25 protein-coding genes are annotated in these 25,961 nt (G+C 47.2%); 13 read left to right on the top strand and 12 right to left on the bottom strand.

Annotation, left to right across the window (positions count from 1 at the left end; genetic code table 11):
* Positions 1 to 231 precede the first annotated feature (231 nt).
* Entirely contained in the window at positions 232 to 1,563 is a 1,332-nt protein-coding gene (locus G8759_RS05925; protein WP_232074297.1) for a vanadium-dependent haloperoxidase, read from the top strand.
* 30 nt (positions 1,564 to 1,593) lie between these two features.
* Here the strand turns inward: G8759_RS05925 and G8759_RS05920 are convergent, their stop codons facing one another.
* The 3 genes from G8759_RS05920 to G8759_RS05910 all read right to left on the bottom strand — a co-directional run bounded on the left by G8759_RS05920 (position 1,594) and on the right by G8759_RS05910 (position 4,883).
* Entirely contained in the window at positions 1,594 to 1,833 is a 240-nt protein-coding gene (locus tag G8759_RS05920; protein WP_167206105.1) for a hypothetical protein, read from the bottom strand.
* Between the two features lie 95 nt (positions 1,834 to 1,928).
* Entirely contained in the window at positions 1,929 to 4,013 is a 2,085-nt protein-coding gene (locus G8759_RS05915) for a carboxy terminal-processing peptidase (protein ID WP_167206103.1), read from the bottom strand.
* Positions 4,014 to 4,112: 99 nt separating this feature from the next.
* Positions 4,113 to 4,883 (bottom strand): FKBP-type peptidyl-prolyl cis-trans isomerase, encoded by a 771-nt coding sequence (locus G8759_RS05910; RefSeq protein ID WP_317166768.1) that lies wholly within the window; start codon positions 4,881 to 4,883, stop codon positions 4,113 to 4,115.
* 385 nt (positions 4,884 to 5,268) lie between these two features.
* Here G8759_RS05910 and atpA point away from each other — a divergent pair, with 385 nt between their 5' ends.
* The 4 genes from atpA to G8759_RS05890 all read left to right on the top strand — a co-directional run bounded on the left by atpA (position 5,269) and on the right by G8759_RS05890 (position 9,104).
* Positions 5,269 to 6,843 carry a F0F1 ATP synthase subunit alpha gene (gene atpA / locus G8759_RS05905; RefSeq protein WP_167206101.1) on the top strand — a complete coding sequence of 525 codons (1,575 nt, stop codon included), beginning with the start codon at positions 5,269 to 5,271 and terminating at the stop codon, positions 6,841 to 6,843.
* Between the two features lie 96 nt (positions 6,844 to 6,939).
* On the top strand, positions 6,940 to 7,827 hold the full coding sequence (gene atpG, locus G8759_RS05900) for an ATP synthase F1 subunit gamma (RefSeq protein WP_167206099.1): 888 nt from the start codon (positions 6,940 to 6,942) through the stop codon (positions 7,825 to 7,827).
* 301 nt (positions 7,828 to 8,128) lie between these two features.
* A complete protein-coding gene (locus G8759_RS05895; protein ID WP_167206097.1) occupies positions 8,129 to 8,698 on the top strand; it encodes a DUF4136 domain-containing protein in 570 nt (189 codons plus the stop codon).
* A 112-nt stretch (positions 8,699 to 8,810) separates the two neighbouring features.
* Positions 8,811 to 9,104 (top strand): hypothetical protein, encoded by a 294-nt coding sequence (locus G8759_RS05890; RefSeq protein ID WP_167206095.1) that lies wholly within the window; start codon positions 8,811 to 8,813, stop codon positions 9,102 to 9,104.
* A gap of 50 nt (positions 9,105 to 9,154) precedes the next feature.
* Here G8759_RS05890 and G8759_RS05885 read toward each other — a convergent pair whose 3' ends face one another.
* Positions 9,155 to 10,078: a DUF6607 family protein gene (locus tag G8759_RS05885; RefSeq protein ID WP_167206093.1), complete on the bottom strand. Its 924-nt coding sequence runs from the start codon at positions 10,076 to 10,078 to the stop codon at positions 9,155 to 9,157.
* 213 nt (positions 10,079 to 10,291) lie between these two features.
* On the opposite strand from G8759_RS05885, the gene G8759_RS05880 reads away from it, so the two are divergent.
* Entirely contained in the window at positions 10,292 to 10,636 is a 345-nt protein-coding gene (locus G8759_RS05880) for a DUF6686 family protein (protein ID WP_167206091.1), read from the top strand.
* A gap of 13 nt (positions 10,637 to 10,649) precedes the next feature.
* Complete coding sequence (locus G8759_RS05875) at positions 10,650 to 10,880, top strand: hypothetical protein (protein ID WP_167206089.1); 231 nt, start codon at positions 10,650 to 10,652, stop codon at positions 10,878 to 10,880.
* Positions 10,881 to 10,975: 95 nt separating this feature from the next.
* Here the strand turns inward: G8759_RS05875 and G8759_RS05870 are convergent, their stop codons facing one another.
* The 3 genes from G8759_RS05870 to G8759_RS05860 form a co-directional block, all read right to left on the bottom strand.
* Positions 10,976 to 11,509, bottom strand: a complete 534-nt coding sequence (locus G8759_RS05870) for a ferritin (protein WP_167206086.1) — start codon at positions 11,507 to 11,509, stop codon at positions 10,976 to 10,978.
* 112 nt (positions 11,510 to 11,621) lie between these two features.
* Positions 11,622 to 11,978, bottom strand: a complete 357-nt coding sequence (locus tag G8759_RS05865) for a DUF6686 family protein (protein ID WP_167206085.1) — start codon at positions 11,976 to 11,978, stop codon at positions 11,622 to 11,624.
* A gap of 77 nt (positions 11,979 to 12,055) precedes the next feature.
* Positions 12,056 to 13,402 (bottom strand): M23 family metallopeptidase, encoded by a 1,347-nt coding sequence (locus tag G8759_RS05860; protein WP_167206083.1) that lies wholly within the window; start codon positions 13,400 to 13,402, stop codon positions 12,056 to 12,058.
* Positions 13,403 to 13,628: 226 nt separating this feature from the next.
* Here G8759_RS05860 and G8759_RS05855 point away from each other — a divergent pair, with 226 nt between their 5' ends.
* Positions 13,629 to 14,579, top strand: a complete 951-nt coding sequence (locus G8759_RS05855; protein ID WP_167206081.1) for a homoserine kinase — start codon at positions 13,629 to 13,631, stop codon at positions 14,577 to 14,579.
* Between the two features lie 81 nt (positions 14,580 to 14,660).
* On the opposite strand, the gene G8759_RS05850 is transcribed toward G8759_RS05855, so the two are convergent.
* Entirely contained in the window at positions 14,661 to 15,992 is a 1,332-nt protein-coding gene (locus G8759_RS05850) for a lytic transglycosylase domain-containing protein (protein WP_167206079.1), read from the bottom strand.
* A 103-nt stretch (positions 15,993 to 16,095) separates the two neighbouring features.
* On the bottom strand, positions 16,096 to 16,725 hold the full coding sequence (locus G8759_RS05845) for a DUF6134 family protein (RefSeq protein WP_232074146.1): 630 nt from the start codon (positions 16,723 to 16,725) through the stop codon (positions 16,096 to 16,098).
* Positions 16,726 to 16,868: 143 nt separating this feature from the next.
* Between G8759_RS05845 and G8759_RS05840 the strand changes: the two genes are divergently transcribed.
* Positions 16,869 to 17,588, top strand: coding sequence for a hypothetical protein (locus G8759_RS05840; protein ID WP_167206077.1), 720 nt, complete (start codon positions 16,869 to 16,871; stop codon positions 17,586 to 17,588).
* A gap of 112 nt (positions 17,589 to 17,700) precedes the next feature.
* The gene (locus G8759_RS05835) at positions 17,701 to 20,064 is read left to right on the top strand and encodes a glycoside hydrolase family 20 protein (protein WP_167206075.1); all 2,364 of its coding nucleotides are present in this window, start codon (positions 17,701 to 17,703) and stop codon (positions 20,062 to 20,064) included.
* A 464-nt stretch (positions 20,065 to 20,528) separates the two neighbouring features.
* On the opposite strand, the gene G8759_RS05830 is transcribed toward G8759_RS05835, so the two are convergent.
* Positions 20,529 to 20,942, bottom strand: coding sequence for a hypothetical protein (locus G8759_RS05830; RefSeq protein ID WP_167206073.1), 414 nt, complete (start codon positions 20,940 to 20,942; stop codon positions 20,529 to 20,531).
* A gap of 323 nt (positions 20,943 to 21,265) precedes the next feature.
* Here G8759_RS05830 and G8759_RS05825 point away from each other — a divergent pair, with 323 nt between their 5' ends.
* Both G8759_RS05825 and G8759_RS05820 read left to right on the top strand, forming a co-directional pair.
* A complete protein-coding gene (locus tag G8759_RS05825) occupies positions 21,266 to 22,033 on the top strand; it encodes a LytR/AlgR family response regulator transcription factor (RefSeq protein WP_167206071.1) in 768 nt (255 codons plus the stop codon).
* Position 22,034: 1 nt separating this feature from the next.
* Complete coding sequence (locus tag G8759_RS05820) at positions 22,035 to 23,081, top strand: sensor histidine kinase (RefSeq protein WP_167206069.1); 1,047 nt, start codon at positions 22,035 to 22,037, stop codon at positions 23,079 to 23,081.
* 72 nt (positions 23,082 to 23,153) lie between these two features.
* Here the strand turns inward: G8759_RS05820 and G8759_RS05815 are convergent, their stop codons facing one another.
* Positions 23,154 to 23,762, bottom strand: a complete 609-nt coding sequence (locus G8759_RS05815) for a cupin domain-containing protein (RefSeq protein ID WP_167206067.1) — start codon at positions 23,760 to 23,762, stop codon at positions 23,154 to 23,156.
* Positions 23,759 to 24,307 carry an RNA polymerase sigma factor gene (locus G8759_RS05810; RefSeq protein WP_167206065.1) on the bottom strand — a complete coding sequence of 183 codons (549 nt, stop codon included), beginning with the start codon at positions 24,305 to 24,307 and terminating at the stop codon, positions 23,759 to 23,761. Before G8759_RS05810 ends, G8759_RS05815 begins: the two co-directional genes overlap by 4 nt.
* A 169-nt stretch (positions 24,308 to 24,476) precedes the next feature.
* On the opposite strand from G8759_RS05810, the gene G8759_RS05805 reads away from it, so the two are divergent.
* Positions 24,477 to 25,952, top strand: a complete 1,476-nt coding sequence (locus G8759_RS05805; protein ID WP_162385600.1) for an APC family permease — start codon at positions 24,477 to 24,479, stop codon at positions 25,950 to 25,952.
* Positions 25,953 to 25,961: the final 9 nt, after the last annotated feature.

Raw genomic sequence — 25,961 nt, 5'->3', positions numbered from 1 at the left:
ATGAGAAGTCAAATTTACGCTGAAAGTTGACCCTTTCGGAATTTTGTTGTCATAAAAACAATAATGTTACCCTGCCGTCTGGCAACATTATTGCACAATGGAGCTATATTCAAGTAATCCGACGCTTTTGTGGTTACTGATCAATACTTCAACTTGTAGCGTATGAACGATTATTTACCACCGTCATTAAGTAAAATCTATCAACGACTCGGCATATGGGCAATAGCATTTATGCTTGTATTTGTCCATGCCTGTCGTGTTCAACCAGTTGACCCAACCCAACCGGGCACTGGATCACCAACCGGTAAAACAGCTGATCAGTATAGTGCTGATGTAGCCATTCAATGGGCAAGCCTCCAACTGAAGTTAACAAAAACAACGGCCGGTTTTTCACCCACGGTAGCATCACGTGCGTATGGCTATGCGGGGATAGCCATGTATGAAGCGATTGTTCCGGGTCTGCCCGACCATCAATCATTGGCCGGGCAGCTTCAGGGTTTAACGACATTGCCCTTACCCGAGGCAAATCAAACCTACAATTGGGCATTAAGTGCCAACGCGGCACAAGCGAGCATCATTCGAAATTTATACGTCACTACGTCGGCCGCCAATAAAGCACTGATTGATTCTCTGGAGAAAGTCTTGAACGCTCAATTTAAAGAGTCGGATGAGCCCGCCAATCAACGATCAATCGCATTTGGACAAAAGATAGCCGATGCACTCTTTGAGTGGTCAAAAACCGACGGAGGGCATGAAGGTTATAATCGAAACTTCCCGGCTAGTTATGTGGTACCTACTGGCCCTGGACTCTGGCAACCAACCGAAAATGGGTTAAAAATTCCAATGCAACCATATTGGGGCCAGAACCGAACGTTTTTAAAAGCGAACAACGACTTACCAATGCCTAAACCGTTGTCGTATTCTACTGATGTTAAGTCATCAATATTCGCACAGTATCTCGATGTTTATGCGAAATCGAAGAATTTAACCCAGGTAGAAAAAGAAATTGCCGTTTGGTGGGCCGATAACCCAACCGATACCTTCACTCCTCCGGGCCATTCATATAGTATCGCTACCATCGCGGTGAAAACGGCGAAAGCAAATTTGGCGAAAGCCGCCGAAACATTCGCCAGAACAGGCATTGCCGTTTCTGATGCTTTTGTTCTGTGCTGGCGGTGTAAATTCGTATATAACAATCTCCGTCCCTATACCTACGTTCGGCTGGCTATTGACCCAAAATGGATTCCATTCTGGCCGGCCCCGCCCTTTCCTGGCTACCCATCAGGCCATGCAACACAATCGTCTTCAGCGGCTACAGTTCTGTCTGATCTATATGGCGATAACTTCGCTTTTACTGACGACTCGCACGTGGGTCGTGAAAAAGACGTAAGCCGAAATGTTGAATTTAAGCCTCGATCCTTTAAATCGTTTATGGAATCAGCTCAGGAATCGGCAGATTCGCGCTTCTTTGGTAATATTCATACCCGCCAGGATAATGAAACAGGATTGGCTGAGGGAAAGAAAATAGGTGCTAACATTAACGCGCTGATCTGGAAAAAATAAATGCTGTAATCAACCTGATTACAGCGCGCCTTATCGCATGCCTGCCAGCATTTCGTCTCTACTAGGGCGATCAGCGTTCAGGTCATAGCTAATGCCCTCCAGGTCAAGATAATTCATAAAAGCAGGGTAAGATCCCTTCTCGACTGAAAATATATACCAGTTCACATAAGGTTCATTAAAGAGCTCTACTTCGGTCAGTGAGGCTTTTTTCTGCAAAGCCCGGTACTGTCTCGTTTCAAGATCTGCTTGCTTGATCAGGAAATACCACATTTTATTGTTGATTTTACCGGATCACTAAACGAAAACCCTGCATAACTGGTTGCTATGCAGGGTTTTCGTTTAGTGATCCGGTAATCGTACCCGAGTTATTTATTAACTGCCAGAATGTAATCTGCCAGCACCAAACCTGCCTCAGTTAGATACAGATCTTTTTTCTTCTTAGGTGCAGTAGGTGATCCGGTTTCGTCCACTGGAGCCGTTACCTGCGAAACTTTATTAGCCGCGGCACGCTTGCGTTCAGCCTCATCCCGTTCTTTCCGGCGCTTAGCTTCCTGCAACGATACAACCGTATTCTCTTTCGCTTTTTTGAAATCAGCCAAATCCTGAGCCAACTGCTTCAATTCTGGATCTGATTTAAGGCGTTGATCGAAACGGTCGCGCAGGCGGGTTAAAATTTTATCGTCCAGGCCATGCGATTGCTCATAGCGAGTTGAGTTAATCTGATCCCAGGGCAGCGCACTTGGCTGTGAGCTTTCTCCATACTCTTCAGCCGAGAAAGCGGATGGGAGTTCAATATCCGGTGTAACGCCCTTATGCTGTGTGCTGCTACCATTGATGCGATAGAATTTCTGTATCGTCATCTTCACCTGGCCAACTTTCTCCGGCTCTTTGGGCAACCATTGATTCAGGTCGATCAGGGTCTGAACGGTTCCTTTACCAAATGTCTGTCCACCAACAATAATACCACGCTTATAATCCTGAATAGCTGCAGCAAAAATCTCCGAAGCTGAAGCGCTGAAACGGTTTACAAGCACGGCCATTGGCCCATCGTAAGTTACTGATGGATCAGGGTCTGTATATACCTCTGTTTCGCCTGTTGACTCACGAACCTGCACTACGGGGCCTTTCGGAATGAACAATCCGGTCAGGTTAATGGCTTCGGTCAGAGAACCACCCCCATTGTCGCGCAGATCGATCACAATACCGTCAACTTTTTCGCCTTTCAGTTCTTCTACAAACTTTTTAACATCACTTGTTGTGCTGCTAAAGCCTTCTTCGCGCTTCCGGGCTCCCTCAAAATCACGATAGAACATCGGAATGTTGATAACGCCGATCTTAAAAGGCCGACCATTGTCGGATACTTCAATGACTTCTTTCTTGGCGCGCTGCTCTTCCAGCTTAATTTTCTCACGTACCAGCCGAATCTCTTTTGGGGGAGCACCAGCCAAAGCATTAGGCGAAATAACCTGCAACCGAACAACGGTACCTTTGGGTCCTTTGATGAGCTTGACAACATCATCGACCTGCCAGTTCATGGTATTGACCATTGGGCCGTTATCGCCCTGTGCTACACCCGCAATCTTATCGTCTTTATTGAGCAGTTTGCTCTTGAAAGCCGGTCCACCGGGCAGAACATCGGTAATACGGATATAGTCACCGTCTTCGCGAAGCATAGCGCCAATACCTTCCAGCGATTGGCTCATTTCCTGATTGAAACGATCGGCATTAGTAGGCGACAGGTAATTTGTATGTGGGTCAAGAGCCTCCGCAAACGAGTTCATATACATTTGAAACACGTCGGCGCTCTTAATGCGGTTAATTGCTTTGTCGAGGTTCGTGTAGCGTTGAGTCATCAAGGCCGTAACGGCGCTATCCTTACGGCTACCCAAACGGAGTTCCAGCTCCTGATTTTTCAGAATCTTACGCCAGAGTTCATTTTGTTCGTCTACCGTTTTAGGCCAGGCGGCTTTTTCGCGATCGGTATTGAACGTTTCGTCGGCAGTAAATGAGAATGGTTTTTTAAGCTGATCCTTGATAAAATCGCTACGCTCCTGGTAGCGTTTCCGGAACACATTGTAGAGATCATAGGCCGCCGTAAGATCACCGTTAACGAGCGCATCGTCAATCTGGTAACGATATTTCTCGAAAGCGGCTACATCTGACGCCAGCAGGTATGTTTTGCTGTTATCGACCTCTTTCAAATAATTATCCCATACGACGGATGACAGCGAATCGTTCAGGCGCACCTTGCGGTAATGGTAGGTCGTTAAGAGTTTAGCCACTAACGTTTCTACTTTCTCCTGCGAGATAGATGGTTTCAGGTCGTCTGTTGGAGACGACGTTAGCGCCCCCTGAAGGGGTGCACCGCCCGGAGTGGAAGCTCCTGAAGGCGAATCCGGCTGAAAGCTTAGCATCAGCACGGGCAATAGGGTCACCAGATACTTCTTCATCTACATTACCCAAGTTAATTGCGAATGTATAAATGAGCGAATGAGTGAATTAAGTCTGTATTCCGTACGAATTCACCCATTCGTTTATTCACCATTCACTTATTGTTTAACAATATCAAGCAATTCGACATCAAAGACCAGTGTTGAGCCTGGTTTGATATCAGCACCAGCTCCCCGATCGCCGTAAGCAAGATCTGAAGGAATGTACAGTTTCCATTTAGAACCAACCGGCATCAACTGGAGCGCTTCTGTCCATCCTTTAATGACCTCGTTCACGCCAAATTCGGCAGGCTGACCACGTTCAACGGAGCTATCGAATACTTTTCCGTCCAGCAATCGACCCGTATAATGTACTTTAACACGATCCGTGGCTGTTGGTTTAGCACCGGTTCCTTCTTTTTCAACAGAATACTGTAATCCACTAGCTGTTGTCACTACACCTGCCTTCGCTTTATTCTCGGTCAGAAAAGCGGTACCAATCTTTTTATTTTCAGAAGAAACTTTCAGGCTTTCGGCATTCCGAACGGCCATCTGTTTTTGGGCATATGCATTCAGTAGCTGGCCTGCCTGTTCCTGAGACAATTTCGTCTTTTGCCCTTGTAATGCATCTTCAAGACCTTGTGTGAGTAAAGCGCTATTCAGGTCGGTCATGCCTTGCTGTTTCAGATTTTGCGCCATAAAAAGGCCAATACTATAGCTAATTGAATCCTGAGATGATACCAAGGCACCAGTTGTGGCTGGTTTAGCGGCAGAAGCGGGCTTAGCCGCAACGGGCTTTTTAACAGCTGGCTTTTTAACTTGGGCAGTCGCAGCACCGGCGACAAAAACAGCTGACGCAATACTGGCCAGCATCCATTGGTTGAACTTCATGCGAACTAAAAACGGAGTGATATGCACTAAACTGATTTATTGATAAAACGTGAACAGATAGCAGAAAAGTTTGGAGAACAACACTTTCACTAAAATTTAACCCTGCTCCTTAACGCGCAAGGTACTGTATTTTACCCTAAAAAGACTATTCTGTATAGCCTATAAAAGTAGCGCAAACTGTCTGCTTTTGCTAATCTTACTTTCTTAAAATACTCCAAATTTGGACAAACGGTTTAATTGTTTGCTCAATGGTTTAGATATTATATAGCGGTTTATCGGAAAAGTCTAACATTCAGCCGTTGATTATAAAAATCATCGCATTTTTATCAAATTTTAATCGTACCTTTGCGGCCGAAAATCAATCTCTAAATTTCATCCTACTTATATGGAATCCGTAAGACCCGACGAGATATCAGCCATTCTGCGCCAGCAGTTAGCCGGTACACAAACCGAGGCTGAACTCGAAGAAGTCGGTACGGTGCTGCAAATCGGCGACGGCGTAGCGCGTATCTACGGCCTCTCGAAGGTGCAGGCCGGTGAACTACTGTCGTTCAACAACGGGCTTCAGGCTATGGCGCTGAACCTCGAAGAAGATAACGTTGGAGCTGTATTGCTCGGCGATTATTCGGACGTTAAAGAAGGCGATACCGTTAAACGCACCGATCAGATCGCTTATGTAAACGTTGGCGATGGCATCCTCGGTCGGGTTGTAAACACGCTTGGCCATCCAATTGACGGTATGGGCCCCATTCAGGGCGACCTGTTTCCAATGCCTCTGGAACGGAAAGCGCCGGGTGTTATTTTCCGTCAGCCCGTAAATGAGCCACTGCAAACAGGGATCAAAGCGATCGATGCTATGATTCCCATCGGCCGTGGTCAGCGCGAATTGATCATCGGTGACCGTCAGACAGGTAAAACTGCCGTGGCCATCGATACGATCATTAACCAGAAAGAATTCTACGATAAAGGTCAGCCTGTATTCTGTATCTACGTTGCCTGCGGTCAGAAAGCATCAACCGTAAAGCAGGTAGAGCAAACGCTGCGTAAGGCAGGTGCTATGGACTACACGGTCATCGTGTCGGCCAACGCATCGGACCCTTCACCAATGCAGTTCTTTGCGCCGTTTACGGGTGCCGCCATCGGTGAGTACTTCCGCGACACAGGCCGCCCGGCTCTGGTTGTTTATGACGATTTGTCGAAACAGGCCGTTGCTTACCGCGAAGTATCATTGCTGCTGCGTCGCCCACCAGGCCGTGAGGCTTACCCAGGTGACGTATTTTACCTGCACAGTCGGCTACTGGAGCGGGCCGCCAAGATCAACTCGAACGACGAGATCGCTAAAAACATGAACGACCTGCCGCCTTCCCTGAAGGATAAAGTAAAAGGTGGTGGTTCATTAACGGCTCTTCCAATCATCGAAACGCAGGCTGGTGACGTATCAGCTTATATTCCAACCAACGTAATTTCGATTACAGACGGGCAGATCTTCCTGGAGTCGAACCTGTTCAACTCAGGAATCCGGCCAGCCATCAACGTAGGTATTTCGGTATCACGCGTAGGTGGTAACGCTCAGATCAAATCGATGAAGAAAGTGGCTGGTACTTTAAAACTTGATCAGGCCCAGTTCCGTGAGTTGGAGGCCTTTGCCAAGTTTGGTTCAGACCTTGATGCGTCGACGAAACTGACGATCGAGCGGGGTCGCCGGAATCAGGAAATACTGAAACAACCTCAGTATTCGCCGGTTCAGGTAGAACAGCAGGTAGCGATTATCTATGCCTCTACGAATGGGCTACTCGACCGGGTTCCCGTCAATAAAGTGAAAGCATTTGAAAGTGAGTTCGCCATGGTATTGAACGCCCAGTATCCGGCGGTTCTTAATGACCTCCGGGCGGGTAAGCTTACCGATGAAGCAACGGCTGCGCTCAAGAAAGTAGCTGCTGATCTGTCGGCACAATACTAAACTGGTTTTCAGTTTTCAGTTTTCGGTTTGCTGACCGCATAGGTTCATTCTGGTATCAGCAACCGAAAACTGAGAACCGAAAACTGAAAACTAGCTATGGCATCACTAAAAGAAGTACGCGCCCGGATAACATCGATCAATTCAACGCAGCAGATAACCAAAGCCATGAAGATGGTAGCGGCTGCCAAGTTACGTCGGGCCCAGGATAACATTACGCAACTCCGCCCCTACGCGAAGAAACTGAGTCAGATGCTTGGCACAGTATCGGCGGGTGCAGAAACCGCGTCAGAAAGCCCCTACAAACAGGCACGTCCTGTTGAACGGGTACTCCTGATCGTTATCACGTCGGATCGCGGATTGTGCGGGGCGTTCAATACAAACGTTGTCAAAGCCGCACTGACTGTAATTGATGAAAAGTATGCGTCGCAGGCTCGTTCGGGTAACGTCGAAATCATGGCCATTGGCAAAAAGGGGGCAGAAGCTTTCCAGCGCCGGGGCTTTAAAGTTAATACGTCACACGTAGATGCATTCGGCTCTCTGAGTTTCGCTACCGTACGTACTGCCGCAGAAGAAGCCATGAACGGCTTCGCCAATGGCAGATACGACGTTGTAGAAGTCATTTATAACGAGTTCAAAAATGCGGCCATGCAAATCGTGCGAACAGAGCAAATGCTGCCGATTGTGGCAACAGAAGCTCCGGCAGGCTCGACCGCTCCGGCCATTAATTACATCTTCGAGCCATCGGAAAAAGAAATCATTACTGAACTGATACCGAAAACGCTGAAGATTCAATTATACAAAGCCGTACTGGATTCTAATGCTTCGGAACACGGAGCAAGGATGACAGCCATGGATAAAGCGACTGAAAACGCTGGAGAGCTTCTGAAAGAACTCCGACTGGTTTATAACCGGACTCGTCAGGCAGCCATCACGACCGAGATTCTCGAAATCGTGGGTGGTGCCGAGGCTCTGGCCAGTGCTTAAAACTTTTTTCTGGATTATGGAAAAACACGGCTGGCTCGGCCGTGTTTTTTTTATACTAAATCCGCGGGTAAACCGTTCTGGCGACGAACAGAATAACGTATTGAGAACGCCAAAATTACCTGTCAATTAAAATATAATTAATTGTTGATTATCAGTTGTTTACGATCATTCTATTCATCTACTTTACGTTCAGAAATCGGAACGAATTGTTTCTTTATTTAGTTATTCAATTGTCATATACGAACGACGGATTTCTCAGCGTTAACTAATCGATTTGACAGCACATAACGATTCAAACCAAATGAAACTCAAAGGCATAATCAGCAGTCTTTTTATCGCCGGTACGCTGGCGTCCTGCGCTCCGGCCATTACGGTTAAGTATGACTATGACCCTAAAGTGAACGTTCGGCAATTTGCAACCTACCGCATTGAAGCCGATCGTCAGCGTAACGCCGATCCAATTGTAGGCAGTAACCTGAATCAACGCAGGATTGCTGATGCACTGGATCAGTCACTTAAAGCTCGTGGATACAAGCCTGTAACCCAGGGTGAAGCCGACCTCATTGTCCGTTTCTTCACGGACTCGCGTGATCGTCAACAGATCCAGTCGAATAACATGTACTCGCCCTATTCGTGGTGGTATGGTGGTATGGGAAATAACGTTTACTCACGGCAATATGAAGAAAACCGTGTTGTAGTTAATGTTTCGGATGCTCGCACGAACGATATCATCTGGCAGGGCTGGGCAACGGGTCAGCTCAATAACCGGAATAAAGAACGTGATCGCGATCAGACCTTCCGCGAAACAGTAACCAGTATTATGAAGAACTTCCCAGAGAGTGCCGGTCAGGACTACGGCGCAGCACGGTAAGCGTTTCTGTTACTTAAGTAAAAAAGCCTATGACTCATTCCAGTTATAGGCTTTTTTATGGCCGTAGCTTTTTGTTTATTTGCAGCTTTCCCCTGTACCCCGCCTACACCTCATGACTGCTGCAAGCCGAGGAGTTGTTTATTCACTTCTGACCGTAGTATTTGTTCTGCTATTAGGCATCGCAGCACTGCTCGCTGTGGCTTATCACAGGCATCAGCGGCTTGAGGATGCTACGCAGGACCTTCGACGGAACCTTACCCAGCAGGAAGGTCAGATTAAAAATTTACAACAACGCCTTGAAGACTGTGATACCGTTGAGGTCAAAGCGCCAGTTGATACGTCCTGGAATTCTTCCTCTGTCAGTGATTCGGTACGAGTTGTTAGCCAGAATACTCCTGACAAATAAGATGTGCATCGGCTGAGGTTTCTATTTCTATACCCAAATCATGAGAAACGCTACTTTAAATATTGTTCTATCGTCTGATGAATGAGCTGTTTGTTCGCTTCCGATGCAACAGGTTGTTTCTGATACGCTTTTTCCAATTCGTCCAGATCACGGCTTAACACATTGCCTTTTACCTGTCCTTTAATAGCAACGACTTTTCGATTCGTTAAGACCTCATTCCAGACAGCCCTGACATCAGCCCAATAAGCTCTGTTTTTAGCCCACCAGACTTTGGCGGCCTGGCATTTTTTTTCGTCGATCCGGTGGTACGTATTAAGGCCTTTTTCTGAAGCAACTAGCTGATCACCCGCTTCGGACCGAATAATCTTGTCGTTATCCTGTTCATGGATATAGCCATCTGGCTGGATTTCATGGTGATTCGTCCGGCGCATGACATTATAATCTGTGCGTTTGGTGTATTCCCGGCGCGGCAACGGAGCATCAGCCGTGTTTTCCCAATAATGCCGACCGTCAGCATGAATCCAGGTGGCTGATCCTTCATAACGCGGACTATCATCTACTTCAAATACTTTCTGCGTCCATTGCCCTTTAGCCTGCGCCGTCGTAATATCAGCCCGCTTCCAGGATGCACTCTGATCAAACTTAAGCAGACTTGTATTCTGATAGAGCCAGTCTTCCCGCCAGTGTTTAATGACGAGTGTATCACCAATAACCAACAGGTGCTGAATCACCACTTTAGTGGGTCGATCTGCCGGGCCGGATTCTTCTTCAACAAATACCCACTCGATGCCTTTAGCCGCATAGCGATCTTTGAAGGAGTAAGCCTTGTCAGGGGCAAAGGTTTCTGCGTATAAAAAGGTTACATCATGGCAACCACATTGGCCTTTAATAGCTGCAACATCTTCAGGTCGGGGTTGTGCTATAACATGACTCAACCCCAGCAATAACAATGAAGTAAACAAAGTCACGTGCATGATAAAAACTGCTTTATGTGATCAGTAAACTAAGGTCGTAAAACTATATTTGTTTATAATGATTCCAAATAATCAATCACATTATTTGGAATCATTATAAACAACTAATAGGTTTGTGCAATCAACAACAGTGTCCTCAACCAGCCACTGCACACCAGTTTGCTGCGATGCAGCTGTATACACAGAACATTCTGGCTATAAAACTCAACTCGTATGCTATGTCAATGTCACCTTTTATCAGAATCGACTAGTGGACGCATTGTGCTCTATGGGCATACGGCGTCTGATAATACACATAATATCGCTTTACAATTCAATAACATCACGCAATGGCTTTGTTACGACGATTTTCTGACTTTGGAATGGAATGTAAGAAGCATTGATACGAAGGCGTATTTCGATGTTCATCCGCACGAAGACCGCATTCATCTAAGTACTCCTTCCCGATACCTGAGTTTCAGTTTTCGAGTGAATGAACTAACTGAACTGAAAAAGATGCTCAACCAGGCCGTAGCCCGGCTGCACTGGTTCGAAATGCTCCGCAACGCACAGAACTAACCCGATATGGAGTATGCTAAACGTGCTTGTTTTCCGAACCAACATCAATACCGACCAACGAATCCATCAGGCAGCCTGTCAGTTGTGCAAACTGCAGGGGCAATCTGCCGACGCCGTATGTCGCTGGAGCATTGATCTTGAGGATTGCGATTGCGTCCTGCGAATCGAAACAAAATCACTCACCGAGTCCGACATAATCCGACTTCTGACACGAGCCGGTCTACAGTGTACTGTGTTAAACTAATCATTCTGTCACTGTATTGACCATAGTTCACCTTCCCTCTAACAAAAAAGCGGCACCCGGATAGAGTGCCGCTTCTGTTTGTTCTTTCACGAAAATTACCCTTCAAAAACGTTTTCGGGGTAAGTAACGCTTGATACTTTTTTATCCAGATAATAGAGTTGATCGGCAGGAATCTGATCGAAGAGATCAAGACAACGACGGGCGATATACTCTTCTTCCATCTGTTCTTTCACATACCATTTCAGGAGTTCTTCGGTAGCATAATCGTTTTCACGACGGCAGATACCGATAATGCGATTGATTGAATCCGTAACCGCAATTTCCTGGTCCAATGCGGCTTCGAATACCGTACGCAACGAATCAAACTCCTGACCTACTGCTGGTATTTCAGGCGAATAAGCCGTTGCTCCCTGATCACAGAGATAATGAAAAAGTTTCATGCCATGCTTACGCTCTTCTTCCGACTGTTTGTAGAAGAAGCCCGCGCTATAGTCCAGCCCGTTACGGTCGCACCAGCCCGCCATCGCCAGGTATTTCGATGACGAAATCAGTTCCATTTGTATCTGCTGGTTTAGGGCTAATTCGACGCTTTCCTTGATTGACGTACGAAGTCTTGCTAGGTCTTTCATAGTGTGCTACCGTATGCGGTGAGATAATTTAGTAACAAAAAAACAACAAAAAACCGGCCATTGTTATACAGCCGGTTGATTATCAGAAAATTTAGAAGAAGTCTATATATAGTTATTCTGCTAACGAACAGCCACACTCACGAAGCATGGCGTTAAGTTCCAGCATAAGTTTAGCTCCATTAAGCAATTCACGCAAGTGAACAATTTCACAGAGGGTAAGTACATAGCAGCGCTCAGAGCGGGGTGGTGTCAAAATCTCGAGATCATAAGCCGCATCAGTGCTCAGAGCCATCTGTCGAATGTCGACCGTTTCGACCATGCGCCGAAATTGGGTAAAATCGCGCGCTGATAGTGCTGTGTGGGTGTCCCAGAACTCCAGGATCAGCCGATTCGTTGCATCGCACTGATAAACAACCCCTTTATCTGTCTTAAATATTACCTGGTACGTTGCCGGTAGGTTACTCGTCATGATCACGCTAAATGATGCACAAAGATACAAAGCAACTCGTAATTTAGAGCACTTCTAAATAATAATTTATACCACGTTTACGGAGCGGTTGTAGGCGCTAACCAGCCTGTCTGCCCATCAATACCACGAACGAGTTGAAAACCAGCATATGTAGACAGTACATCAACAGCGTAACCGGCTGGTAATGTCTTCATAGCACCTGCCCTTCTGTCGGCCGCATCCAGCAAATCAGATGGTGAAGTAAGTGACCAGTGACGAAGCGGACGTTTCACGGGTTCAGTTGTATTACTGGCCACATAGCCAGTTTGCCCATTGGGGAGTTCAACACGAAGCCAGGCTTCAGTACCCCCAATAATCATCAACGCCGTCGATTTACTCAGTTCATTCACCATGCTGGCATCGCTGGAAGGGGCAGATCGAACAAAGGTACGGGCCGCCGAAACCCGTATTGAATCACCTAATCGAGATACAGGCAGCAGCGCCTGACGAGCTGGGCCGCGACCGAGCCGGATGAAGGGAAGGGGGTCTGTGGCTCCATCACTAAAGCCATATATACCAAAATGAAGGTGAGGTCCTGTTGTACGGGCGTTTCCCGTATTGCCAACAAACCCAATTGTATCACCTATGGTTACGTGCTGTCCTGCATTGACATTCCATTGATCAAGGTGAGCATAATACAATCGAATATTACGTTGATTGTCTGACAAGAACACCACATTGCCGCCTAAGCTGTTTGTACTAACGCTCGTAATAATGCCATCAACCGATGCTACAGCAGGTGTTCCTCGGGGTGCAAAAATGTCGACTCCTTCATGTCGCCTGCGCCCTGCATCGCGCGATGCACCAAAAAAGCTGCTGATCTGTCGGCTATCCCGGCCTTGAACGGGAAAGCTAAGTGCTGGTTCCCGCGTAACAGAAACAGTATAGCTACCGCTTCTCAGTAATTCAGGCTGGATACGAATCAGAAAATTCTGTGTCCGCCGGGGTTCCCAGGCCAGTACGTTTGTATCGGCTTTTGAGGCCGCTACCAGGCTGGTCCGGTTGCGGTCGTCTAAAGCGAAAACATCAATAAATACCTGCACATCTTTCTGGCCCTGCGTTTCAACACGTACCAGAAAACGATCGCCACGCTGGGCACTCATCCGGTAACCAGCCGCAGTGGGTTTATTAGCCGAAAAATAACCCCGCTCACGATACGGAATCGAGATTGTAAGCGAATCCTGTAACGCCCGTTCGCCAGCTGCAACCCAATCAGCGCCCAGTGCCGTTTGATCAAGTTTGGCGGCTTTCAGCGATTGTCCGTACTGTTCATGCGGTGACGATGGACGAAATAAAGTGGTAGCGGGACCAATACCCGTGCAGGCATGTAGGGCAACTATCCCCACACATGTATAAAAAAAACAGAATAACGATTTTAAATCCATAGTAGAACTATAGCATTAAACGACTAATACATGATTAATATTTCGGCAAATTCCTGGCTGACCAAAGTGCTACTACAACAAACCCTGAACGAGTTGATAACTCAGCTCGCTAAACCTTTGATAAAAAATAGGTTGTCTGCCTACCTTCTTTTAGACAGAGAATCCACAAAATTGATTTTCCGGCCTAAAACGCTAAATTTGTGACGACGTTGCTCCCTCTTCCATCGTGGATTCAATTACAGTATTTGCTCCTGCTACCGTAGCCAATGTGGCTTGCGGCTTTGATATTTTTGGTTTTGCCGTCGATAATCCCGGCGACCAGATTACCCTGACTGCCAGCCCAGAACCAGGGGTTCGTATTACCGACATTATTGGTGATGAAGGCCGACTACCTCGCGAGACAGGCCGCAATACGGCTGGCATCGCCATTCAGTCGTACCTTCAGCACATTAACCGAACAGACGTTGGTGTTGATGTCGTGCTGCGTAAACAAATGCCGCTCGGCAGTGGATTAGGCTCTAGTGCAGCCAGCGCTGTAGCTGGTGTTTATGCCATCAATGAATTGCTTGGCAGGCCGTTGCCAACGATAAAATTATTACCCTTCGCTATGGAGGGTGAGCGCATCGCCTGTGGTTCAGCCCACGCCGACAATGTAGCGCCGTCTCTGCTGGGCGGCTTTGTTGTTATCCGGAGTTATCAACCGCTTGATGTCGTTCGCATTGAAACGCCGGCAACGTTATTCTGTACAATCGTTCATCCTGACATTGAAGTTAATACGAAAGATGCGAGGTTCATTCTGAAAAATGAAGTCTCGCTGAAGAACACAATCATACAGATGGGTAACGTGGCCGGCCTGATTGCAGGTTTGATGACACCCGACTATGGGCTGATCAGTCGATCGCTGGTCGATGTCATTATTGAACCTGTGCGTTCGATACTGATTCCGGAATTTAATGAAGTGAAGCAGGCTGCGCTGGAGAACGGTGCGCTCGGATGCAGCATTTCGGGCTCAGGCCCATCGATGTTTGCGCTTAGCCGTGACGCCCTGACCGCCGAGCATGTTGGCGCGGCCATGCAACAGGCGTTCCTGTCGGCGAGCATCACCAGTGAAGCATACGTATCAGAAATCAACCGACAGGGGCCTAAAGTGCTGGCTAGTCAAGAGGTTGTTCATTGAAAAAACGGGTACTAATGGCAACGGGGTGATTGAATTTAGCTAAATTCAATCACCCCGTTGCCATTAGTACTAGATCAAAAACTAAAGTTGCTCCCACGTCAGTCGCCACCCATCAATCCGGGATGGAACAGCGACACCCGGATGCCTGGGCTGTTCGGTAGCGACTAATTTTAACGGAATCGTTTCCTGGGTCTGTGCAGTTATAAGCCGGTCTGTACGCAAAAAAACGCGCCCCGATGCCGCATCAACCAATTCGACGTGGGCATGAATTACATCGCCAACGGCAAACGTCCGTTCATTGATTGTAACAGGCTGCACAACCTGGAATATGTAAAACTGCCCTTCAGCCAAAGAACCCTCGCTTAAACTCCTGGTAACCAGTCGGTCTGGCTGAGCCGTTACCTCGGGTGAAACAGGTTGAACACTATTTAGTTTCTGCGGGGCATCAATCGGACTACCTGCCGAATTTGCTGATTCTACTCCATCAGGAGAAGGCTCATCTTCAGTTAACAAGACAACTGTTGTGGTGGAATCCGCAACAAAGGCCAGTTCTATATCTTCTGACTGGCCTTCAACAGCAGCCGACATCGTAGCCTCATCTATGTCGAATGATGCCAGAATAGACGCTCGCTCCGAGGAAGGAACGGGCGTTTCAGAATCACTCAGAGCCGCAATATGATGACTGCTTAAGTGGTCAGGATAAGCTTCTGGCCGGGTAAGTAATTCTTTAATTGCCACAGTCTGAAATAGATAGGCTCTGGTTTCGGCGGTCCGGTAGGGCAAAGCCATTGGATGCACATCGGGATGTTTACGGCTCAATTGCTGGATATAATTCGGCCCAGCATTGTATGCTGTTGCGACCAGCATCCAGGAGCCCAGTTGATCATACAATTCATTGAGATAGCGGCAGGCAGCATGAGTTGCTTTGCGAAGGTTAAACCGCTCATCATGGCGACGCGATACGCTCAATCCCAACGACTGGGCTGTCTGAGGCATTAGTTGCCAGAAACCAGCTGCGCCTTTTCGCGATACAGCCCGGTTTGTTACCGCGCTTTCAAGAAGTGGCAAAAACTTAAAATCAGACGGAATTCGATACTGTTTAAGGATTGGTTCAATCAGCGGAAACACGACTGCAGCCCTGCGTTTAAGCAAAGTCAGGCTACTGGCCAATGCAGCTTGCCGAATAAGCGTTCGGGTCCAGTTCGTAGAAATCGTCGGGTGATTTGTAGGCAGATTTTCTCCACAAAAATTAACAACCTTCTCAAGGTCAAGTCGGGAAGAAAATGAAGTTTCAGAGGACAGATTGCTCGTATTAAGCGCTAGAAAATGGCTGGTTTGGGCAACGGCCGACAGGCTGGCAAGGGTGATTAAGCAGCCGATTCCGGCTGTAACCATCAGGATCAGTTTCGTCATTGACAACAGTGGGTACGATTGGTACGCTTTCCGGCCGTTCACGTTGAACGGCAATCGATACTCTGCGGCATCTCGCTCCTCTTCCTGTTCTGTCTTTGCTGCACTAATCCAGCAGCCGCACTACAAAATTCTTTATTGAGTTATGTTTAATCACCTTTACCAATCGACCATTCTGGTAGAAGTACTCATCTTCCCGGTCATTCAGCATAGCGCGGTATGTTCCGGTAGCCTTTTGAGTAAAGGCAAAATAATCGCCAAAGTACTCGGCGTACACCCTGCTGCGTCCAGCTGGTTCGTAAAAGTACAATGAGGAAACGGAAAAATCAATGTTTTGCGACTCCGTTGCCTGTCGTTTGTACTTGTATTGATCGGCAGAGATGTCGTAATGATCACCTTTCCATTCAGTCCGTGATGCATAATTACCACGATTTGTGTGCGCTTCGACGGTTGACAGCATTAGTTTTTTACCCTCGAACTGGCTAATGACCTTGTAATAAATTTTTACAGTATACACCAATAATGACACGTTCACATCGCTGATAAGCGTGTAAGTCGTATGATTACCCGCCTGTGGCTGGCGAATAGCAGTCATCGTTCCAACGCGGATTCCGGCCATTTCAATGGCATAATGGTGAGTCTCGGCGGTGGCTGGGCTACCAGAGATTTGAGCATTAATAAAGCTCGAAGGATAGACTGAAAACAGTAAGGATAAAAAGGGTATTTTCAGATTCATTTTGAACAGAAAGTGGCGTTGCGAACCTAACCATGCTATTCTTTTCTAAAACCATAGAATAAGATAAGTTATATTATTTACATTTATTAGCCAATATACACCACAGCTATTCACGATCAAACGATCCATAGGCCACGCAAAAAATGAAAAAACTGTCATACTGGGCTCGCCAGCATTCATGGTCGGCTATCTCGCTGATCATTATTCTGGAAATTATAAAAGGCTGGATAGGCATACGTTTTGGCTTTCGCATCCTTATGGCACTTCCAGATTTGCTCATTGAGCTTAGTGTACTTGCCATTGCGATGGGGGCTTTAGCCATTGAGAAAAACTATTTTCGCCAATCAGCAACACCATTTTTGACAAAAACAGGAAGCTATGACTTACGGGTACGGAGCTCATTCTATTTGTTTACAGCCAGTTTCCTACTGTTTATAGTATTGGGTAATCGTTGTCAACATTTCGTCACTCCTCATAAAAACAGCTTCTCAGTATGGGCAGCTAGTAGTCGGATCGAAGGCGCCATCGATGGAACAGAAAACCAGAAAGAGATAAATCCCGATAACCATAGAAGCACACGTCTCACCCGTAAAGCACTACGCGAAGAGCGACGGTTATCCCGCCAAAAATCCAATCAACATCCGGCAAATACCGATACGGTAGCCAACATTCTCCTTTTTCTACTAGGTGTAGGCCTGGCCTTTCTGGGGGCTGGTTTAGCCTGTAATTTAAGTTGCTCCAATCAAGGGCTTGCGGCCGCATTAGTTGGCTTACTGGCATTAGGCGCTTTTGCAGGAGGCATCTATTTTTTAGTCAAAGCATTTCGGCGAAAATCACCTAAAACGTCCTCGTCACTAAATTGACAAAACAATATGGCTTTCCAGAAGAAGTTTACTGGATATGGCGCGTATATATGGTTTGAATACCATTACACGTTGATGCCATAGGTTACTACCTGCCATTCTTGTTGTATTTATGTTGAATCGTCTTGTTGTGTTTTTCGGCCTGTTTTGGGTGGTGACATCCGCCTTTGGCCAATCGATTGAGCGTTACTCGATTATTCCTCGTCCAGCCCAGCTCGAACCCCGTGCCGGTGAGTTTATCATCAGTCGTTCGACTACCATTGGCGTGCCGTTTGGCCAGCCCGATCTTAAAGCAGTAGTCGACACATTGGCAAATCACATGAATCGTAGCACCGGCATGAACCTGTCAGTGCGCAATGTCAATAAATTGACGGTGCCAGAAAATCTGATTGAGTTCATCCCTTCTCCCGATACTACCCTTGGCGATGAAGGTTACCGGATCGACGCCACCAACAAACTCATAACCATTGAAGCGTCGAGTTCTAAAGGTTTTTTTTACGCCGTTCAAACCCTGTATCAATTGCTTCCACCGGCAGTTTTTGCCACAAAACATCCAGTACCAGCCACAAACTTAACCACGCTTTCGATTCCGGCCTGCCGCATTCAGGATCGGCCACGCTATAGTTACCGTGGGCTACACCTTGACGTTGGCCGGCATTTCTTTCCGGTTCCGTTGATCAAAAAATACCTGGATCTGATGGCCATGCATAAGTTTAACAACTTCCACTGGCACTTAACCGATGATCAGGGCTGGCGAATTGAGATTAAAAAGTACCCGAAACTAACGCAGATCGGTGCGCAACGTCGCGAAACCATCGTCGGCCACTACGATGATTATGATCCTCAGGTATTTGATGGAAAACCGTATGGTGGCTATTACACACAGGACGAGATTCGCGAAGTTATTCGCTATGCCGCTTCAAGGTATATAAATGTGGTGCCGGAAATCGAATTGCCTGGTCATGCGCTGGCCGCTTTGGCTGCATATCCTGAACTGGCCTGCTCCCCCGGCCCTTATCAGGTAGCGACCAAATGGGGCGTTTTTGATGATGTATTCTGCCCAACGGAAAAAACATTCTCGTTTTTGCAGGATGTGCTGACGGAAGTAATAAATCTGTTTCCGGGTAAATACATTCATATCGGGGGGGATGAATGCCCTAAAACGGTTTGGAAAAAGAATGCTTTTTGCCAGCAGCTGATTAAGCGCGAAGGGCTGAAAAATGAGAATGGTCTGCAAAGCTATTTTATTAACCGCATCGACAAATTTGTGACCTCAAAAGGTCGACGAATAATTGGCTGGGATGAGATTCTGGAGGGAAACGGACCAGCGATTCGACTTTCACCCAACGCTACCGTCATGAGCTGGCGTGGCATAAAAGGCGGTATTCAGGCTGCCCGCCAACAGCACGATGTTATTATGACACCGGGTCAGTTCTGTTATTTTGATCATTTTCAGGGTGATCCGGCGCAGGAACCAACGGGATTTGGCGGCTCATTACCCCTGGCTAAAGTGTATTCCTATAACCCCACACCGCCCGAACTAACGACCACGGAAGCCACTCACATTCTGGGAGCACAAGGTAATATCTGGACCGAATACATCAGTACCTGGGACCAACTGAACTATATGCTCTGGCCCAGAGCCGCTGCCCTTGCCGAAGTAGTCTGGACCCCGCTGAACCAGAAAAACTATGAGGATTTCACCCGGCGATTACCTGTACTCTTTGAGCGTTTATCTACGCTGAACGTTACGTATGCCCGCACGATTTATGACGTTTCGTTCTCTGCTAAACCAACGGGCGATGGAAAGGTTGACGTTTCGCTATCGGCCGACAAACAGGCTCCCCAAATTCGCTACACACTCGACGGTAGCATCCCTTCCGACGAATCGCTCCAATACGAAAGATCGCTTGTTTTAGACAAATCAACAACGATCAGAGCGGCAACGTTTGCCGACGGATCGGCATTGAGTCAGCTGGCCAAAATGCGAAAAGATTATATCGTCTCGAAAGCGACCGGAAAGCCATACACCCTTCTGAATGCGCCCAGCGCCGGGCGACCCGACAAAAACTACAGCCTGACCGATGGCGTTACTGGCGGCATGGGAGGCTATGAAGTAGCTGGTGTCGTGTCGTTCAGCAATGATATCAACGCCGTGATCGACCTTGGCCAGTCACAGTCGATAGAGGGCGTGCGGGTGGGTTTCCTGAAATACACCGCTAAGAATATTTGTCTACCCAAACAGGTTGAAATCTCAGTTTCGGAAGATGGAAAAACGTTCCAGCTCGTACTCACGGCCAAAACCAATCCCGCCGAAGCGGGAAAAAGAGGCTTTGTACGATTACCGTTCGACTTCTCCCCTACCACAGCCCGCTACGTACGGATCATTGCCCGGAACATCGGGCGGGTACCCGCCGGACTACGTAATCCGGGCAAGGCAGCACAGTTAATGGTGGATGAGATTGAAGTAAGGTGATTCAGATTCAGATTCAGCATAGAAATGAGGCAATGCCCCCATAAATCATTAGCCCGGCAATGTCCCATAGCAATACAGTTATCGGAATACGTTGCCCTGAATGGAGTGTAGACTTAGTGTGTGTCGTTTTCATTGGTTAAACGAAATAGTTTAGGAGAAAATGAATTTCACTACTATTTACACCAGCGATACAGTATTGGATTTCAGCAATTTGTTTTTCTCTATCCAGCGTTATAACTATCTGCTAACTAAGCCCCGACGCCTATGGCAACGGCTTAAAAAGTGATGCAGGTTTTAGCGGACCAGGCATACAAGGGCGATTTTCAATTCAGGAAATAGCGCCAATTCACATCTCCCCCTTACTCCTAAACAGAAAAAAATCAGCCGCTACCTGGCTTAGCAGGGTGGCTGATTAGTTATTGAGGATCTGCGTTGAGCTACATTTATTGTAGCCACATCGTCAACTAGTTGACTTCAAGCTCGCGTTTAGCATCGATCGGAGCCGAAGTTGACAACAAAACGGGATAATCCATTTTATCCTTACCGCTGACAACCGAAACCGTATACTGACCGTCGGGCAGTTCAGTCAGGTTTAATTTGAGTCGGAATTTGGTTGTTTTTTTAGAAACGACCTGATTCCATACCAGTTGGCCATTCTTGTTTTTAATTTCAATAATACTAGGTTGATGGTTAAGCTTATCAACCAGCACATAAACCATGGCTTGATTATGTGCTTTAAAAACGGCAGTCCGAAATGCTTCGTCAGGACGATCACCCGTTGGACGGGCATTGGCTGATTGGGCCGTAAGAAGCAGAAGTCCACAAAACGCACCGAGTAAAATCAGCGCCAATACTACAGAATAGAGGAAAGTTTTCATTAGCTTATTTGTTGTTGTTTGTTTCTTGTTCAATTGAACGATACAAAAGTAGGTGCCTTCAATACGGCTAACCATCGTCAATGAACAACTGGTAGCATTCATTGTATAACCCACGAAAACTACCCATTGAATCGCAATACGAAGGAATCTATCGGCACAATCAGAACCTGCTATTCTTGCCAAAACAAGCCATGTTGACGATACGTTTTTCAATCCAATTGGTCAGAATTACGGTTCATACCCAATTTATCCCGCCTTACCGCCCAGTGCATTTTTCGGGGAGAAAATTGGTCTTTAATTCAAAGGCGTATAATTTTAGAACTATGGACATCCTGATTGTTGAGGACGAATTTCTGGCCGTTCAGAAATTAATGAAGTTGCTGAGCCTGAGCGAGTATTCTGCTGACGTAATCGGCGTTACCGATGGTATTGAATCGACCGTTGAGTGGCTCCAGACGCACCCTCAGCCCGACCTGATTTTGATGGACATTGAACTGGCAGACGGGCAGAGCTTTGAAATCTTCAATCTGGTCACGATCACTTGCCCGGTTATTTTCACTACCTCCTATGATGAATCTGCGATTAAATCATTCCGGGGTAACAGCCTTCATTATCTGCTTAAACCCATTAAAAAAGACGAATTAGAGCAGGCACTCCATAAATTTCAACAGGCATCCGTAGTAAGGCATGTTACCGCAATCGATATTGGTCTTCTTATCGATGATCTCAAAAAACAGAATTGGCAGGAAACCGTCAGGAGTCAGTTTCTGGTAAACCATGACCAGCAAATGATTCCCATTGATACAGCTGATATTGCCTATTTTTATACCAGAGGTAATGCAACCTATCTGTGTGGCAAAAACAAAACCAGTTACCTGATTGAGTATGGCCTCAACGATTTGGAGAACTTACTTGACCCCGCTTTCTTTTTCCGTCTTAATGACGAATTCCTTGTTCAGCCAATGGCCGTTTCACGCATTCATCACTCTCTGAACGGGCGGCTTAAAATAGACCTGAATCCCGAAATAGAACACGAAGTACTAGTGAATCGCGACCGTGCCAGCGAATTTACCGAATGGCTAAGCAGATAAAATGCAGAAACTGAACGATAAGTGGATGCGCATTGTCGGCGTTCCGTTGCTGGCTCTGGCGGGTCAGTGGATGATGTATGGCTATACCAACATGCCCTACCCCGACGACTGGCGTATTCCGTTCTTTTTCACTTTGGGGACCATTATTGTCTGGGAACTGAACCGATGGGGCATTATCCTGTCGCGCCGGCATTATCCCGAACTCGCCCAAACCCGCCAGCGGGTGTTGTATCAGCTCATGTGGTTTTTTATTTTTTCGAGCATCATCCGGATTACGCAAACGTTTTTCTACCACATCATAGGCCTCTGGCCATCGGAAGACTATCTGCTTTTTAAGCCCTATTTTTTCAATACGCTCGTATCGGTCGTCGGAACGATCCAGGTTGCGGCCTACTACGAAGGAGTTTATCTCTATCAACGCTGGAAAGTATCGTTTACCGAAGCACAGGAGCTAAAGAAAGTGAATCTTCAAAGTCAGCTCGATTCACTGAAAACCCAGATAAATCCGCATTTCCTGTTCAACAACCTGAACTCGTTATCATCGCTGATCACAAGCGATGCCGAACAGGCCGAGCGATTTCTCGATGAACTCTCGTCGGTATACCGCTATTTGCTCCAGCAGAATAATCGTGATCTGTGCCCGCTCATTGACGAAATCTCATTCATTAATGCCTATTTCCACTTGCTTAAAACCCGCTACGGGGACGGCATTTTTATGGAGAATACAGTAGAAGGAACTTACATGCGCTACCTGATTCCACCGCTGACACTACAGATTCTTTTCGAGAATGCAATTAAACACAACGTCATTTCGGTGAATCGCCCGCTGACAATCAGGCTCTACACCCAGGACAATAACCTATATGTGGAAAACAATTTGCAGAAAAAGAAACTGGCCGTTCCGTCTAATCAGATCGGTTTGCAGAACATCATGATGAAGTATAAGCTACTGGATCATTCGTCGGTTATAGTACACCACGACGACGAGAAGTTTCTGGTCCGCGTGCCTTTAATCTCACCCGCTCTGGAAATTGTAGCTGCTGGATGAAAAGGAGCACCCCGAAAGTTCTGGACGTTCGGGTGTTGCTGCTACCGTCAAAAAACGATCTGACAACCTACGTTATACGGCCTTCAACCGCTGAATGATGGCTTTAACGGGTGTTTCGGAAATAACCCGAACGGTATGCTCCAGATCAAGCGGAACCGACAGGTAATCGCCCGCCGACAGTTGCACCAGCTCTCCGCCGATGGAGCATTCGCAACGACCCTCCAGAATCAGGAAACTCTCCTGCTCATCGTGATGATCTTCTGGATTGATGGTGTGGCGCACCCACACTAAAAACTGCTCTGCTTCCTGATCCTGCCGGAGCACATGGCCAAAAATATTTCGATACGTTTCAGGAGGCTGAATCGCTTCAACCGTCCGTTGCCACTGATCAGCATCAGAGAAGGCATTAATGAGCGGTAAATTGTTCAGATCGAACGTTGGCGCTTCTCCTAGTTGGCTCAATGTCATCATCACCCGGCTTTTCAGAACCGGGCTGGGCGTAACGGGTTCGTCGATAGCATAATCGGCCAATAGCAACGTAAGCCGGTCCAGCTCGTCGCGAATGGCCGGATAAGTACGCGCTAACTGTTCTACCTCCGCAGCTTCATCAGGGCTAAGTAATCCTAAACAATACTGTTCAAGTTGATCGGACTGGAGGTATTCCTGCTCGTTAAATCTCATCGGTCAAATAGGTCTTTCAGTTGTTGCAATGCCATACGGGTTCGGGTTTTAACCGTACCTAATGGCATTTTCAAATGGTCGGCTACCTCCTGCTGAGTATAGCCTTCAAAATAAATCAGGTCAATCATTTGGCGAAGTTTCGGTTCGAGCCGAGCTACGGTGTCGCTCACGCCAATGTGATTAACATTGATTGCATCGGATATAGCGTTCCTATCCGTATGTACACTATCGGCCAGCGTTTGGATGTCGGTATGATCCGAATTTCGTTGCGAACGCAGGAAATTGATGGCTGTATTCCGGGCAATGTTTAGAATCCACGTAAAAAGCCGTCCCTTACTGGCATCATAACTATCAATGTGTCTCCATATTTTTACGAATGTATCCTGAAGAACATTTTCGGCTTCATCATTATCTTTCACTACTTTGCAAATAATAGCCAGCAAGGTAGGCGCATACCTGTCGTATAAAACAGAATATGCCTTCTGGCTACGGGCTTTCAGAGCCTCAACCAGTTCATCCTCAGGAATAGTCGGTGGCTTTTTCATAAATAATCATCCTTATAAACAGCGGGTTAATCAGGCGTTACCATGCAAAATAAATTCTGGCATCAAGCCGACTACCAGAATTTTTAGTATGCGGTTACTAGGCATTTACGGGCAAAGGTTTGTTTTTTTGCACAATAGACCGCTTCTTGTCAATATATCTTCTTCTTCAATGTCAGAAAACGTACCTCAACCCGTTTCGTCGGTCAATGAGACCACAGAACCAACCGAATTCAAACGCTCACTGAGCCTCATCGACTCTACCCTTATCGTTTCGGGTTCGATGATCGGTTCGGGTGTTTTTATTGTCACTGCTGACATGGCCCGTAACCTCGGTTCGTCGGGTTGGCTACTGATGCTTTGGGTATTAACCGGCGTATTAACGGTGGCCGCAGCACTCAGCTATGGCGAGCTGGCAGGCATGATGCCCAAAGCAGGCGGGCAGTACATTTACATTCAGCGCGCTTATGGTCACCTGACGGGCTTCGTATACGGATGGACCGTTTTTATGGTCATCCAGACGGGCACCATTGCTGCCGTAGCAGTGGCCTTCACAAAATATACAGCGGTCTTTATTCCGGCATTGGGGCCCGATAATGTCTTACTGGCGCTGGGGCCGGTTAAAGTTACACTGGGCTCGCTCTTCGCCATTGCCAGCCTGGTATTACTTACCTGGCTAAACAGCCGGGGCGTACAGAGTGGCAAATTGATTCAAAACGTGTTTACATCGGCCAAGCTGATTGCTCTGCTTGGTTTGATTGTCATCGGAATTACGATCGGCCTGAGCAGTGGCTTGCTCTCAACCAATCTCAGCAATGCCTGGGATGCGAGCAGCACATCGGCAACAGGCGATGTTATTCCATTGGCGGGCATGGCGCTTATACTCGCTTTTGGCACCTCCATGATTGGCTCTTTATTTTCAGCCGATGCCTGGAACAACGTAACGTTCATTGCCGGAGAAATCAAAAATCCGCGCCGAAATATTCCGCTCGCTCTGTTTTTCGGAACGCTCATTGTCACAACGATCTATTTCCTGGCCAACGTTTCCTACCTTTCTCTGCTGCCTCTCAAAGGCTTACCAACAGCTACGGACATCGTCGGCCGGGGCATCCAGTTTGCCGACGCCGACCGTGTCGCAACGGCGGCCGTCGAAACAGTTTTTGGAAATGTAGCCGTCGCGATCATGGCCGTTCTGATCATGATTTCGACTTTTGGCTGTAATAATGGATTGATTCTGGCCGGAGCACGACTCTATTATGCGATGGCTAAAGATGGGCTGTTTATCAAGCAGGCATCGCACCTCAACAAAAATGCCGTTCCGGGCCGCGCATTATGGCTTCAGTGCATCTGGGCATCCATCCTGTGTCTTTCCGGAAAATATGGCGATCTGCTCGATTACTGCACGTTTGCATCGCTCCTGTTCTACATGGTCACCATTGCGGGTCTGTTCCGGCTTCGGCGTACCGAACCAAATGCCGAACGGCCTTACCGCGCATTCGGTTACCCGCTTGTGCCAGCGCTCTATATCATTGCCGCACTGACGATTTGTGCTATTCTGCTTTATACCAAAACCTTCAATACAGGCATGGGCCTGTTAATTGCAGGGTTAGGGATTCCGGTTTATTACCTCACAACACGAGGGCGATAGCCTGCCTAA

This window comes from Spirosoma aureum (genome assembly GCF_011604685.1).
Lineage (GTDB): Bacteria > Bacteroidota > Bacteroidia > Cytophagales > Spirosomataceae > Spirosoma > Spirosoma aureum.
Note: the sequence above shows the minus strand (reverse complement) of the source record. Positions and strands in the feature narration are given on the sequence as shown.